Genomic DNA, 14,075 nt, shown 5'->3' with positions numbered 1-14,075 from the left:
ATGTCACTGTAAAGGATTTAGCCCACCCTTGCAGCCATCTCCTACCCCTACCTCGCCAGCAGGGTCATGATCTTCGCCACCATAGCCAGGCTCTCTTCGTAGAGCACATCTTCGCCCCAGCGCTGAAGCTGCTGACCCAGCATAAAGTCGGCCTTTTGGTCGGAGAGAGCCGTGACCTGCTCTACCTGACAGGCCTGGGCACCACCCCCGGCTTCCATCCGCATGCAGCCCGTGGTCTCAGAACACAGAATGGTGCAGCAGTTGGCGTTTCTGTCGGTGGAGGCCAGCCGTAGCCCGGTCAAGTCGCCCACCACTTCTCCAGAGTCGGCCACCGGAATGCCCGCTAGCTCCGCCTCAATGTCTAGACCGTTGGTGCCTTTGAAATGAATTTTTTTGATGTTGTAGATGCCGCCTTCTTCGACGTAATCGATCGGCTGCCAGCCCAGGCGGCTGGCAAACCAGCCCAGGTAAAGCAGCGCCTGGGCCGCGTTACCCTGCTCGTAATCAATGCTGATGCGATCGACATCCACCAGTGACTCGCGCCGCTCAGGGGGGTCAAAGGCGGCGGCAGTCAGCTCCTGCCAGGGAGCCAGGCGGTGCCAGTTGAGGTCGGCAATGTAGGTACTCGCTTCGATTAGCTCCTGCATTTTTTGCAGCTCGGCCTCAGCATCACTGAAGTAGCTTGAGTCAACGATGATGCAGTTGCTCGACTTTGCCAGGTTTTGAAAGATCAGCTGTTCGGGGCTAGGGGTAGCTTTCCACCACACAAACTTGGGCAACTCCGGCAAAATCAATGAGGCAATCAGGTCGCTGACTCGACCCAGGGCGGCTTTGGTACCCCGCAGGTTGATGTACTCACAGCACACCAGGTTGCCTGAGCCTTTCTTCTGCACCGGACAGTACACCGAAACCTGGGCGGTCACCCCGGTGTCTTCCCCAAAGGTGGGGCAAAGGCTGATGATGCGGCAGGGGTTGTGGGCTGAAATCGACTCGCTGAGGCTAAACCCGCGCTGATCGAGGTTGGGGTACTGTTTTTGAGCCTCAGAAAGCTGGGTGTACTCCTGACGCAATCGCGCCAGGGTAGGGGGGTCAACCCGGCCCGTTACCCGCAGATCATCGTAGGTCATCTGGGCCTGGCGAATGGCCTCGCGGGTCTGGCTGCCGTGGTTGCTGTCAATGAAGCCAGTGTAAAAACCCAGGGCCGCTAAAATCTGCTGCACCTCCTCGGGTTCGTAGATCACCATGGTGAAGGTGGTGGCCCGAGTTGCCATGGGGGCATTCATTCCCGAGTCTTGCTGGTGCCAAATACTGTGCAGCTCTGACTCGATCTCGTCGAGGGAAATATCCTTAGGTTTTTGTAGGGCAACGATGGGAGTCGTAGTCATAGGAATGTTGGGGGTAAAGGGGAATTTGGGAGTGCTTAGTTTTAAGTGCTTAGTTTTTAGTTTTGAGTTTGGGAATTGAGCCTTAGGCGACTTCTGGAAGACTTTCTCCCGAATGGTGGGCAGTGCCCACCCTACGATAGCTACAGTCGCCGGATGAAGCGGGGATCTTCTTTCCTAGAAATCTCTTTAACTCAAACCTCTAAGCTTTTCTAGAGGCGTCGCCAGCGGCGGCCGTCTTTGTTCAGCAAAAACTCGGCTTCCATCGGACCCCAGGTGCCCGCCTCGTATAGAGGGATGGCCTCGGGGTCGGCAGGGGCATCCCAGGCTTCGAGCAGGGGGGTCAGCAGACGCCAGGAGGCTTCTACTTCGTCGCCCCGGGTAAACAGGGTTTGGTCGGCTAGCATGCAGTCGACAATCAGGCGGGCGTAGGCGTCGGTATTGGCCTGGCCGAAGGCGGCATCGTAGCGAAAGTCCATATCTACCGATCGCGTTCTCAGCGAGTTCCCCGGCGTCTTCACCTCAAAGCGCATGGAGATGCCCTCGTCGGGCTGAATGCGCAGGGCCAGCACGTTGTGGTTCATCTGCTGAGCGGCAGACTGAAACATTAGGTGGGGCACATCTTTGAAGTGGATAGAAATCTCGCTCACCTTCTTGGGCATGCGCTTGCCGGTGCGCATGTAGAAGGGCACCCCCTTCCAGCGCCAGTTGTCGATCTCCAGTTTAATGGCGCTAAAGGTCTGCACCGTCGAGCTGGGGTTGGCCCCCTCCTCCTCGCGGTAGCCCGGTACCGATTGGCCCTTCATCCAGCCGCCCGAGTATTGCCCGCGCACCGCCGACTGGCTGATGTCGTCGATGTCGGCCAGTCGGGTGGCTTGCAGCACCTTAGTCTTTTCGTTGCGAATGGCGTCGGCATCGAGGGAGTTGGGGGCTTCCATCGCGGTGAGACTGAAGAGCTGCATTAAGTGGTTTTGCACCATGTCACGCAGCGCCCCGGCGGTTTCGTAGTAGCCCGCCCGGCCCTCTAAGCCCACGGTTTCGGCCACGGTAATCTGCACATGATCGACAAACTGCCGGTTCCACAGGGGCTCAAAGATAGCGTTGGCAAAGCGAAACACCATCAGGTTTTGAACGGTTTCTTTGCCCAGGTAGTGGTCAATGCGGTAGATCTGGCGTTCGTCGCAGACATCCTGCACCACCCGGTTGAGCACCCGCGCCGAAGACAGATCTTTGCCGAAGGGTTTTTCAATGATCAGCCGCTGTTTGTCGGGGTCTTTGAGCATGCCTGCGGCCCCCAGCTGTTGGGTGGCCTCGCCAAAAAAGCGGGGTGCTACCGAGAGATAAAACACCCGGTTGCCCTTGGTGCCCCTGGTCACGTCAATCTCGGCCAGCAGGGCTTTAAGCGCCTGGTAAGAATCTGGGTTATCAATGTCGCCGGGGCAGTAAAACAGCCCTCGCGCGAAGTCATTCCAGATGGCTTCATGGCCCAAGCCGTTGCCAAATTCTTCTACCCCTTCGCGCAGGTGCTCGCGAAAGAACTCGTGGCTCCACTCGCGGCGGGCGACACCCACGATTGTCAACTCGGGGGGCAGCCGTCGCTCACGCCGCATTTGGTAAATGGCGGGCACAATTTTGCGCTGGGTGAGGTCGCCAGAGGCTCCGAAAATGACCAAAATCTGCGGCTCGGGAATCCGGTCTTGCTGGAGACCAGTGCGCAGGGGATTTTCAAGCAAGGACACCATAAGCGTGGGGAGTAAACGTTAGTAACGACGCACTGATAAGGCTGGTACCGACTGGATTAGCGATCGCAGAAGCAACCTATAGATAACAGAAATCGAAATCTATATTGACAGCAGATTTTACAAATCTGGTGAGACTATAGACGGTCTTAATTAACCCGCTGAAAATGGTATTAAATGCAACTAATCTGGGGTGCAAGCCGTAGCCCAGGCTACAGGGTTAGCTTGACCCAGCCAGTTTAAGTTGGGTTTAAAGGGCAGGGGCGATCGCCCCAAGTCAGCCGTCAGCTCTGACCATTCCCTAATGCTAATTGGTCAGCAGGGTACCCTGGCGGCGGCTGTGGTCTTGAATGAATGACTCCACTAGGGCCACATCGTCGCGGCTGCCCACCACAAAGGGCGTGCGCTGGTGAATCTCGCCGGGCACCACTCCCATAATCTCTTCGATGCCAGTGCTGGCCCGGCCGCCGGCTTGCTCAATTAAAAAGGCCAGGGGTGCCGTCTCGTAGAGCAGCCGCAGCTTGCCCTCGGGCTTTTTGGTGGTGCCGGGGTAGAGAAACACCCCGCCCTGGGTCAAAATGCGGTGGAAGTCGGCCACTAGCGCCCCGGTGTAGCGGGCGGAGTAGCCGTCGTGGCGATGCACATAGCGGGTAAAGTCGCGGATAGAGTCTTCCCACTGCCAGAAATTGCCCTCGTTGACGCTGTAGGTAGGGCCGTGGGTAGGGGTTTGGATATTTTCAGTGGACAGGATAAACTCGCCCAGGCTGGGGTCGAGCACGAAGGCATGCACCCCCTTACCAATGGAGTAAACCAAAATAGTGCTGGGGCCGTAGAGAATGTAGCCTGCGGCCAGCTGCTGATGGCCGTCTTGCAGCAGATCGGCCCCGGTTTGGTCGAGGTCATCGCCCTGCTGACGGCGAATGGAAAAGATCGAGCCGACGTTGAGGTTGATATCGACATTGGATGACCCATCGATGGGGTCGTAGAGCAGGGTGTAGCGACCAACCGGGCAGTTTTCGGGAATATAGTAGGGCTGATCCATCTCTTCGGACGCCAGGCGGCAGACCAGGCCGCTCTGCTTAAACACCGAGATAAATACGTCGTTGGCGTAGATATCCATCTTCTTGACGGCTTCCCCCTGGACGTTGATTTCGCCGGTAAAGCCCAGGGCCGACTCCATCAGCCCGGCGCGGCTGAGATGGCGGGCGATAATCTTCCCGGCCAGGGCAATGCGGTTCATCAGGGCGCTGAGGTCTTGGGCCTCGGGGCCAAAGCTGTGGAGCTGTTCGAGGACGTGGCGAGCGAGGGTTTTGCAGTCGCGATCGAGGGCAAAGGCGGTGTCGGTGGGTTGGTAGTCGGCCATCGTAGGATTCCTTTCGGTGGGGTTAGGGCTGCGGTGTCTAGCGAGGGCGACAATCCTCTGGGGTGATGTCTACAGGTGTCTCCATGGTAAGAAGGCAGACTGCGATCGCAGGCAACCTTTAGAGACACTTTAGAAATGAGGCCGCGCTGAGCATTGCGAATTAGCCTATATTCTGCGGCCACTGCCGGGTTTGAAGCCAGCATGGTCGCCTAGACGACATCAGGCTCCCACAGATTCGGCCTCTCCCAGCCACCCTAGCACTAACGGATTCACCAGTTCAGGAGCTTCATCCTGGGGGCAGTGGCCGACACCGGGCAGTTCTTCCATGGCTCTCACGGCTGGAAAGTCGGCCAGCTTGCGGCCCAGGGCCACCGGCTCCCAAGGGTCATCCTGGCCCCAAATAATCCACACTGGGCACTGAGCCTGGGGCAGCAGGTCTTCGGGCAGCGGCCCTTGGGAATAGCGTACAAAGGCCAGAAATACGTCAGCGGCCCCCACGGTGAGAGCGGGGTTGAGAATCGCCTCCACCAGCTCGTTGGTGACGGCCTCTGGGCGGCGGTAGGCCTGCCCCAGCAGATTGCGAATCACCTGGCGCTGGGCAATGCGGGAGAAAAAGAAGCGCCCCACCTGGGGATAGCCCAGAATCTTCTGCACGATGGGGGTGCTGAGGCGCTGGTGCCAGGGAATTTCAGCCCGACGGCGCTCGTGCAGCAGGCGAATAGAGCAGTTGAGCATGACTATGCCCTTGACCCAATCAGACCCATCCACAGCGGCCTGGAGCGCCACGATGCAGCCGATAGAGTTGGCCACCAGGTAGGCGGGCTGGCCGATTACCTCGCGGCAAAAGTCGAGAATTTGCTGACCCCAGGTCTCAAAGGTGTAGGCCAGGGGCTGATTGGGGGTGGGTTTGTCGGAGAGGCCAAAGCCAATTAGGTCGATCGCATAGGCCTGAAAATTTTCGCCAAGAACAGGCAGATTTTTTCGCCAGTGATCGCTAGAGGCGCCAAACCCGTGGATGCACAGCACCGGGGCACCCACACCACCAAGCTGCTGGTAGCGAATGGAAAACCCCTGCCATTGCCAGGTTTTAGTTGCGGGGGTAGCCAAAGCAGTGGTCACGGCGATGCCTCTCAGAAAACACTTGCTTAATACTCCTTAACACTAGCGGAAAGAGACTGATTTCAACCAGCTCAATGGCGGATGGATTCGTTGATGACGGCGATCGCCCCCAGGTAGCCCAGCAGCCCAAGCGATCGCCCCAGCACATGCTCTAAAAGCACCACAATACCCTCGGCCACCGGAGGATGGACAGAACATGCTCTACCTACCAACAACGCCTGCCCCATTGAGCTGCCTTCCTTGGCTGCTCTACCGCTAGCCGCAGAGGAGGGCTGCGGATGGGGAAAAGCCTGTACCGTCTTCGTCCATGCGTCGTGGGGAATGGGGGCGGGGTTGCCCAATACCCTCCCTCCTGGCGATGACAGAGGAGCCGATAGCTAGGTAGTTTGATTGGTAACGATGTTCCGTCGTCAATCAGACCATGTTAAACCAAGATTTCTAGACAGTTGCCGTTGCCAGTCTTCCCTCAACGCCTTTGGCCGAGGGGGTTCAGGGCAAGGCGTTAGCCGACCAACCTGGCTAGCGTCAGCCTGGCCCAGCCTGCTGCTAAACTCGGTTACACTGAGCGGCTCCAGCACGCTCTAGGCTGTTGGCGCGCACTTCCGGTGGCCACGACTGCACTATTTAGGGCCTAGCAAGGAACTTAATCAGCTTGAGAGAACGATCCTTTGAGTTTTACAGTATGGCCTTTTTAGGCATCATTCTGTGTCGCTATTTTTTGGTGGCGGGCATTACCTATTGGGTCTTTTATTCACCGATTAGTCGGTCGTTTGTGAACCCTCAGTTGCGCCATCGATCGCCATCCTGGCCAGCTATTCGCCACGATATTCAGCTGTCTGCCCTATCGGCTTTGGTGTTTGCCCTGGCTGCGGCCTTTGTGCTCTCGGCCTACCAAGAGGGGGCTACCTACCTCTACGCTGACCCCAACCAGTATGGGCTGTGGTATTTAGGGGCAAGCTATGGCGCAGTATTAATTTTACAAGACACCTACTTTTACTTTACCCACCGGCTGTTTCACCACCCAAAACTCTTTGCCTGGCTTCACCGGGGGCACCACCGATCGCGCTATCCCACCCCCTGGACTTCCTTTGCTTTTGACCCCTTAGAGGCCGTGGTTCAGGCCGTCTTTTTAGTGGGCATTATCTTTGTGCTGCCGCTGCATTTCATCACGATGATTGCCGTGCTCACCACCATGACCGTATGGGCCATCCTCAACCATTTGGGGCCAGATCGCTTGCCGACGCTGTTTCCTCACCACTGGCTGGGGCAGTGGGTAATTGGCCCGGCCCATCACTCTATCCACCATCTCAAATACACCGTGCACTACGGGCTTTACTTCACATTTTGGGATCGGCTGCTGGGCACCCAAGACCCGAGATATACGCAGAACCTGAGCAATTTTCTGCTCGATTCTAGTGATACCTAGTGCAGGAAGGCGGAACTAGGTAGGGCTTTATCCGTGCGCAGCAAACAGCAGGCAGAAATGAAATCCCCAATGGTTCGAAGTTTTCTCAACCCACCGACGGTGGAACGATTTTCGCGTTTGAATGCTAGGTATGTATTGCTGAAGTCTGTAGGCTGTCTTGATCGGCCCTTTTCCTTAACCGGTATTTTTGTCGCTTTGGCCATTGTGGCGCTCTGGCTGGGCAGTTTAGCAGGGCTCTTGCTGGTCGATATAGGCCAGGTCAAACCGTTGTGGATGCTTGTCGCAGTGTTGGGACGAACCTACATTCAAACGGGGTTATTTATTGTGGCCCACGACGCCATTCATGGGGTGGTTATGCCGGGCGATCGCCGCCTAAACCACGCCATTGGGCGACTGGCCGTAACCCTATATGCCCCACTGTCTTACCAGAAACTTGCGGTTAACCACTGGCAGCATCATCGGTATCCGGGTCAAGCACGAGATCCCGATTTTCACGACGGCATTCACCGCAGCATTGCCCTCTGGTATTGGAAATTTATGGCTGGTTATCTCAAAGGCCGAGACCAGGCTGTTCTGGTGCTAAAGCTAGTTGTTATAGTCTTAATATTCACGGTTGGGTTTCAAATTTCTGCCAGCAATTTGGGGTTATTTTGGCTGTTGCCCATCGTGCTCAGCTCAATGCAGCTCTTTCTATTTGGCACCTATTTACCCCACCGATCTGAGCGATCAGCTAACGCCCATTGTGCAATTAGCAGCAACTATCCGCGGCTGCTGTCGCTGCTGACCTGCTACTACTTTGGCTATCACTGGGAGCATCACGAATATCCCCATCTGCCCTGGTACCGGCTCCCTTCTGCGCGCCAGCGTAATTCCTAGATTCCCCTGGGCAAATGCCATTTGCCTCTACGGTTTTGCCGGTTGGGAATCGGGGTTTTGTGATTCTAATTTGGTATTACTGCTATCTGGGGCATTATCAATTTTGAGCTGAATCAGGCGATCGCCGGTTGCCCTAGCCAGGGCGCTTGGGCCAGCTGTTGGCGCGAAGGTTCTGGGCGGCTAGCTCTACGGTCTCGGCAATGCGGCGCTCGCGCGTTTCGGCCCGCTTGGCGCTGGCAATCCATTCCAGAATGCCCCGCTTGGCCGAGCGGGGGAAGGCTTCAAAATTGGCCGAGGCGAGGTCATTCTCAGCAAAGGCCGCCGCTAGATCGGGGGGAATCTCCAGCCGCTCGATCGCATCCAGCAGCTCCCACGACCCATCCTGTTTCGCCGCCTCAATCTTCGCCAGCCCCGGCGGCATCATCAGCCCCGCCTCGGTGAGGGCGGCGATGCGACGTTTGTTGAGTGCCGACCAGCCGGTACCCGGCTGGCGCGGGGCCATCCACAGCATGGTGCGATCGCCGTCGAGCTTGTTGCCCTTGCTGTCGATCCAGCCAAAGCACAGCGCTTCTTCGACCACCTCGTCGTAGGAGACGTAGGGCCTACCTGGCCGTTTCTTGTAGGTGATCAGCCACAGTCCTTCAGTGCGCGCGTGGTTGGCCGCCAGCCACGCGCGCCACTCCGCACGGCTTTCAACTTGGACAGAATTGTCGGGCGCTTCGGCCGCCATGGGAGTCAGAAAATCAAGCTGTCCTCAAGTTTCAGAGTACTCAATTCATCCCTATTGTTCCTGCTACCTCGGCGACATCCCTAGCATCATTAACCTATTTCTTACCGACCTCGTTCTGCCATGCTGAGGCGATCGCCCAGCTGCCGAATGGTTTGAGCTAGGTCTAAATCGCGCTTTAGCAGCTTCTCAATCTTGGTGTAGCTGTAGAGCACCGTGGTGTGGTCTTTGCCGCCAAAGGCATCGCCAATTTTCGGCAGGCTGAGATCGGTGTGGCGGCGCATGAGATACATGCCCACCTGGCGGGCCTGGCTGATCTCCCGCCGCCGTGAGGCTCCCTTTAAATCTTCCACCGAGATACCAAACTGTTCCGACACCGCCGCCAGCACCGAACTGGGTGAGGCTTCAATTTTGTCCGTCGGCGGATTCAGCACCGTCATCAGGTGCTCGACGGTCATCGGCAGGCCTGAGATCGAGGTGTAGGCGATCGCGCGAATTAGTGCCCCCTCCAGCTCACGAATATTCGAGGTGTAGCTGGCGGCGATATACTCGATCGCCTCGCGGGGAATCTGCACCTGCTCATACTCCGCCTTCTTTTGCAGAATGGCGATCCGGGTCTCGTAGTCGGGGGGCTGAATGTCGGCAATCAGGCCCATGGAAAACCGCGAGATCAGCCGGTCTTGCAGCCGCATAATCTGGTTGGGGGGCCGGTCTGAGGCCAACACAATCTGCTTGCCCGCCTCGTGCAGCGTGTTGAAGGTGTGAAAGAACTCCTCCTGGGTATATTCTTTACCCTCAATAAACTGAATATCGTCCACCAGCAATATATCCACGTCCCGGTAGTGGGAGCGAAAGTGCTGCATGCTGTCGCGGCGAATGGCGGTGATTAGGTCGTTAGTAAATTGCTCCGTGCTGACGTAGGCCACCCGCGCCTGGGGAGCGATTTCTTGCCGGTAGTGACCGATGGACTGCATCAGATGGGTTTTGCCCAGGCCTACCCCGCCGCACAAAAACAGCGGGTTAAACTCGCGCCCCGGCGACTCGGCCACCGCCAGGGCGGCGGCGTGGGCCATGCGGTTGTTGGCCCCCACCACAAAGCGCGAAAACACCGCCTTGGGGTTGAGGTCGTTGTAGTTCTCGCGGGCCGGGGCGGGCAACTCTACCGCCATTGGGCGACTGGGCAAGGCCGGGGTCGGGCGGGCGGGCAGGGTGGGAGGGGCGGTGGGCCAGCTGACCTCGGCCATGGGCAGCAGCGCCGCCGAGGCGTGATCGCCGTCGGGTACCACCGTCACCTGAAGCTCAATGGCCTTGCCCAAAATATTGTTGACGACTTGGGTAATGGTGCCCGCATAGTGCTTTTGCACCCAGTTGCGGGCAAAGGGGTTGGGGGTCGAGATTACCAGGGCGCGATCGCTTAGGGTCCGCGCCTGGGCGGGCTTGATCCAGGTTTCAAAGGTGGGGCGGCTCAGCTCCACCTGAAGCTGGCTCAGCACCTCTTCCCACAACCGATTCAGGGCCTGATCCACGGTTTACCTCGTAAATAACCGCTGCCCGAGGGCAGACATCGCGCATGATTTAGCTAATTGGGCCAGCACTCCCTAGCCCGCTAGCATTCTGACGCCAGAACTGGGGCTTTCCAAGGCAGTGGAACCGTTCTCCCGAGGCGTAGCCGTAGACTGGGACAGCCCAGTCCAGCTCGCATGTCGGGGATCTATAGGGTACTAGATATATAGGTAAAAAATGTCCCTGATTCTACATATAGCGCTTTAACAAAAATTGGATCCCCTGGTGCCCCAATTGAGCTAGGAGCCGGAGGCGTCCCGCTGGTCTATTGAACCATGGGAGCCCAGCCGCTGGGGAGATGTATACAATGACTACAATATATTGCTTAGCTATCCTCGTCCCGTCCCGCTGTTTGCCCCCAATTGCCTATCCATGACCACTCCAGAGTCTTCGTCACCAGAGCCAATTTCCACAATCCCGGTGCTGACCCTAGACCATCCGGTACTGCGTCAGGTCGCCCAGCCCGTGGCCTCGGTGAAAGATGGGTTTATACAACGGTTGATTGACCAGCTGTTGACGGCAGTGCGCACCGCCAACGGCGTCGGGATTGCGGCCCCCCAACTGGGCTACTCCCTACGTATTATGGTGATTGCCTCGCGCCCCAACCTGCGCTATCCTCGCGCTCCCCTGATGGAGCCTACGGTGCTGATTAACCCGCGCCTAGTCTCCGCCAGCGATGACCTGGAACTGGGCTGGGAGGGCTGCCTCAGCGTGCCGGGGGTGCGGGGCCGCGTGCCGCGCCATCGAGCCATTGAGGTGGACTACTGCGATCGCCACGGGCAACCCCAGCAAGCGGTCTGGGAGGGCTTTGTCGCCCGCATTTTTCAGCACGAGGCCGACCATCTAGAGGGCAAGGTGTTTCTCGATCGCGTTCAATCCGAAACCGACCTGCTCTCGGAAGCGGCCTACCAAGCCCTGGAAATCGCTACCTTGCCCTAACCCTGGCGTAATTTTGCCAAAATCCAAAATCGCCAATCCAAAATTTCCGAGGGCAGACACGTGGGTCTGCCCCTACCCCAAGACGTGTTTCGTAATGCAAGGGCGATCGCCCATTTCTGAAATCTATTTAACAAAATCAGGGCCACCCCCCATCCATCTATTACCCTGGTACCTCTGTTCAAACTAACCTGGGCAGAAGTTTTGGCTCGACTCAGACCAAGGAGGCAGCTTGAGTTCCCATCCGCAGCCCCGCATTGTCCACCTCGACATCCTCGATACCGACTACGCCAAAATTGCGGCGGGAGAGCCCATTCCCGACGCCAAAAAGCAGCGGCTGGCCCAAGACAGCTACGACTTTACCCGACTGGGCCAGCACATTGCCCGCTACCGCTACGGCGGGCTTGACCAGCAGGGCCAAGACGATATTCTCTGCACCCTGGGCAGCACCGCCGGGCTATTTACCCTGGCCGATGTGGAAGACATGAACGATCGCCTGCGCCAGACAGGACGCTTCTACCTTACCCCTGGCGAACGGCAGCAGGTAATCAACTGGCTAGTGGATGAGTTAGGAATTGATTTGGCAGCATAAGGTAAAGAGTCCATAGCCAGGCGTGAGAATGTCCCGAGCGGGTTGCCGCTCCAGGGCTTTGGTTCTAAGCCACTAAGTTCCTGCGCCCATAGAATTTTCCCTGACAGAATAATAGATTTATGCCCGCGCTGGATAACTCAATGTAAACGAGTATTTCAATCAGGTTACATCCTTCGGGAGTGGCCCAAAATGCCCAAAAACCCGTGATACGATGCATCGGTAGCATTTTGCAAAGTGGAGTAAGCACCCTTGGTACTTCGGGTAGCAGTAGTAGGATCAGGTCCAGCAGGCTCCTCGGCTGCTGAGACGTTAGTTAAAGCCGGTATTGAAACGTACCTCTTCGAGCGCAAGCTCGACAACGCCAAGCCCTGCGGCGGCGCGATTCCCCTGTGTATGGTTGACGAGTTTGATCTGCCGCCCGAGATCATCGATCGCCGCGTGCGCAAGATGAAGATGATCTCCCCCTCCAACGTTGAGGTCAACATCGGCAGCACCCTCAAGGACGATGAGTACATCGGCATGTGCCGCCGCGAGGTGATGGATGGCTTTTTGCGCGATCGCGCCGCCCAGCACGGGGCCAAGCTGATCAACGGCACCGTCCACACCCTCGAAATCCCCGCCACCGAGACCGGAGCCTACACCCTCCACTACACCGAGCACCGCGAAGACGGCCTGGTGGGCGACAACAAGTCGCTCCAGGTCGATCTGGTGATCGGGGCCGATGGGGCTAACTCCCGCGTCGCCAAGGCCATTAAGGCTGGGGACTATAACTATGCGATCGCCTTCCAAGAGCGCATTCGCCTGCCCGACGACAAAATGGCCTACTACGAAGACCTAGCCGAAATGTACGTGGGCAACGATGTCTCCCCCGACTTTTACGCCTGGGTGTTCCCCAAATACGACCACGTCGCCGTGGGCACCGGCACCATGCGCGTTAACCAGGCCAAGATCAAGGGCCTCCAGGCGGGCATTCGCGCCCGCGCTGCCAAGCGCCTTGAGGGCGGCGAAATCATCAAAGTAGAAGCCCACCCCATTCCTGAGCACCCCAGACCTCGCCGCGTTGTCGGTCGGGTAGCCCTGGTAGGCGACGCCGCAGGCACGGTTACCAAGTCATCCGGTGAGGGCATTTACTTTGCCGCCAAGTCGGCCCGCATGTGCGCCGAAACCATTGTGGAATTCTCTAACAATGGCCAGCGCATTCCCACTGAAGCCGACCTCAAGGTCTACCTCAAGCGTTGGGATAAACAGTACGGCATTACCTACAGGGTGCTGGATCTGCTGCAAACGGTGTTCTACCGTTCCGACGCCACCCGCGAGGCCTTTGTCGAAATGTGCTCTGACATCGATGTGCAGAAGCTCACCTTCGACAGCTACCTCTACAAAACCGTGGTGCCCGCCAATCCCCTGGTGCAGATGAAAATCACCGCCAAAACCGTGGGCAGCCTGATTCGCGGCCACGCGCTAGCGCCAACTCGGAGCTGGTAGGTAGCGATCGCTCAGTTCCTTTCTGAACCCCCAAGCTGACTGGCTTTGACAGAGTATTGTCAAAGCCAGTTTTTGTCTTTTTAAGGCTTAGAGTCTCGGTACAGGAGAAACCCGATTTTTAACACGGCGCTTTAGTGCTTTTCATACCAAGCCCAAGCTTTGCCGCACCGCCTGCCGCACCTCAGCACACAGTTCATACATTTCAATCGCAACCTCTTCATCGGCGAAAAACCCTGGATAGCGGACTTCAACAGCGGCCATTGTCAAATCCGTTAGAGCTTTTTCCCACTGTTGCCAAGCTGGTTCGAGCGGCAATAGAGCTTTCAACAAGATGCGTAAATCGTGAATTTTGCTGAAGGGAATGTCATTTTCATAGAGGCAAGCTTTGAAGTACTTTTCAACACACTGCTGGGCATGAAAACAGACAGAATCATAGTTTGGAGCTTGAGTGGCCTCAAGTTCTCGACCGGCGGTGGTAAAGTCTCCTTCAGCTTTATCAACCCACTCTTGGGTGCGCGGCTTCATATAAAACCCTACCTTGCTCACAAATTTCTTTGATGAAAAAGTCCTCCAGTTCAAGGCGTTGTTGAAATTGTTCAGGAGTTCGGGCCATTAAATCGACCGCAAAATTGGGATCAGTCGCCCTTAAAATTTCTGAAGCCTTACGGAATGGATAGCCCTCAAAGGGTAGAACAACCAGGAGATCCACGTCAGAGTCTGCGGTGGGTTCGCCGTAGGCGTAGGAGCCAAACAGAATAATGCGATCGGGGTTAAACTGCTCAGCAATTTGCTGACTTAGCGCTTCAATTTGCTGCATGTCAACCATGGGTTGTCTCCAGCTATTTCACCAATTCTGCCACGGCTACT

Annotated in this window: 14 protein-coding genes; 5 read left to right on the top strand and 9 right to left on the bottom strand. The window is 57.0% G+C overall.

What is annotated here, in order from left to right; genetic code table 11:
* Positions 1-47: 47 nt before the first annotated feature.
* The 5 genes from opcA to VB780_RS27610 form a co-directional block, all read right to left on the bottom strand.
* Positions 48-1,385 (bottom strand): glucose-6-phosphate dehydrogenase assembly protein OpcA, encoded by a 1,338-nt coding sequence (opcA, locus tag VB780_RS27630; protein ID WP_323354406.1) that lies wholly within the window; start codon positions 1,383-1,385, stop codon positions 48-50.
* 209 nt (positions 1,386-1,594) lie between these two features.
* On the bottom strand, positions 1,595-3,124 hold the full coding sequence (zwf, locus tag VB780_RS27625) for a glucose-6-phosphate dehydrogenase (RefSeq protein ID WP_323354405.1): 1,530 nt from the start codon (positions 3,122-3,124) through the stop codon (positions 1,595-1,597).
* Positions 3,125-3,428: 304 nt separating this feature from the next.
* Positions 3,429-4,484: a class 1 fructose-bisphosphatase gene (gene fbp, locus VB780_RS27620; protein ID WP_323354404.1), complete on the bottom strand. Its 1,056-nt coding sequence runs from the start codon at positions 4,482-4,484 to the stop codon at positions 3,429-3,431.
* Between the two features lie 219 nt (positions 4,485-4,703).
* A complete protein-coding gene (locus VB780_RS27615; protein WP_323354403.1) occupies positions 4,704-5,603 on the bottom strand; it encodes an alpha/beta fold hydrolase in 900 nt (299 codons plus the stop codon).
* A 71-nt stretch (positions 5,604-5,674) separates the two neighbouring features.
* Positions 5,675-5,944: a hypothetical protein gene (locus tag VB780_RS27610; protein ID WP_323354402.1), complete on the bottom strand. Its 270-nt coding sequence runs from the start codon at positions 5,942-5,944 to the stop codon at positions 5,675-5,677.
* A 311-nt stretch (positions 5,945-6,255) separates the two neighbouring features.
* Here VB780_RS27610 and VB780_RS27605 point away from each other — a divergent pair, with 311 nt between their 5' ends.
* Positions 6,256-7,029 (top strand): sterol desaturase family protein, encoded by a 774-nt coding sequence (locus VB780_RS27605; RefSeq protein ID WP_323354401.1) that lies wholly within the window; start codon positions 6,256-6,258, stop codon positions 7,027-7,029.
* A gap of 69 nt (positions 7,030-7,098) precedes the next feature.
* Positions 7,099-7,905 carry a fatty acid desaturase gene (locus VB780_RS27600; protein WP_323354400.1) on the top strand — a complete coding sequence of 269 codons (807 nt, stop codon included), beginning with the start codon at positions 7,099-7,101 and terminating at the stop codon, positions 7,903-7,905.
* A gap of 133 nt (positions 7,906-8,038) precedes the next feature.
* On the opposite strand, the gene VB780_RS27595 is transcribed toward VB780_RS27600, so the two are convergent.
* Positions 8,039-8,635 carry a YdeI/OmpD-associated family protein gene (locus VB780_RS27595; protein ID WP_323354399.1) on the bottom strand — a complete coding sequence of 199 codons (597 nt, stop codon included), beginning with the start codon at positions 8,633-8,635 and terminating at the stop codon, positions 8,039-8,041.
* A gap of 101 nt (positions 8,636-8,736) precedes the next feature.
* Positions 8,737-10,158 carry a chromosomal replication initiator protein DnaA gene (gene dnaA, locus VB780_RS27590; RefSeq protein WP_323354398.1) on the bottom strand — a complete coding sequence of 474 codons (1,422 nt, stop codon included), beginning with the start codon at positions 10,156-10,158 and terminating at the stop codon, positions 8,737-8,739.
* 409 nt (positions 10,159-10,567) lie between these two features.
* Here dnaA and def point away from each other — a divergent pair, with 409 nt between their 5' ends.
* The 3 genes from def (at position 10,568) to chlP (ending at position 13,208) form a co-directional block, all read left to right on the top strand.
* On the top strand, positions 10,568-11,134 hold the full coding sequence (gene def / locus VB780_RS27585) for a peptide deformylase (protein ID WP_323354397.1): 567 nt from the start codon (positions 10,568-10,570) through the stop codon (positions 11,132-11,134).
* Positions 11,135-11,363: 229 nt separating this feature from the next.
* On the top strand, positions 11,364-11,723 hold the full coding sequence (locus VB780_RS27580; RefSeq protein WP_323354396.1) for a hypothetical protein: 360 nt from the start codon (positions 11,364-11,366) through the stop codon (positions 11,721-11,723).
* Between the two features lie 249 nt (positions 11,724-11,972).
* A complete protein-coding gene (gene chlP / locus VB780_RS27575) occupies positions 11,973-13,208 on the top strand; it encodes a geranylgeranyl reductase (protein WP_323354395.1) in 1,236 nt (411 codons plus the stop codon).
* A gap of 141 nt (positions 13,209-13,349) precedes the next feature.
* Here chlP and VB780_RS27570 read toward each other — a convergent pair whose 3' ends face one another.
* Both VB780_RS27570 and VB780_RS27565 read right to left on the bottom strand, forming a co-directional pair.
* Positions 13,350-13,733: a HEPN domain-containing protein gene (locus VB780_RS27570; protein ID WP_323354394.1), complete on the bottom strand. Its 384-nt coding sequence runs from the start codon at positions 13,731-13,733 to the stop codon at positions 13,350-13,352.
* Complete coding sequence (locus VB780_RS27565; RefSeq protein WP_323354393.1) at positions 13,705-14,034, bottom strand: nucleotidyltransferase domain-containing protein; 330 nt, start codon at positions 14,032-14,034, stop codon at positions 13,705-13,707. The genes VB780_RS27570 and VB780_RS27565 overlap by 29 nt, the downstream gene beginning before the upstream one ends.
* Positions 14,035-14,075 lie beyond the last annotated feature (41 nt).

Origin of the sequence: Leptolyngbya sp. CCNP1308, from assembly GCF_034932455.1 — a bacterium.
In the GTDB taxonomy this organism is placed as follows: Bacteria; Cyanobacteriota; Cyanobacteriia; order Phormidesmidales; family Phormidesmidaceae; genus Nodosilinea.
The sequence above is the reverse complement of the archived record's forward strand: the minus strand, read 5'-3'. Positions and strand labels throughout refer to the sequence as shown.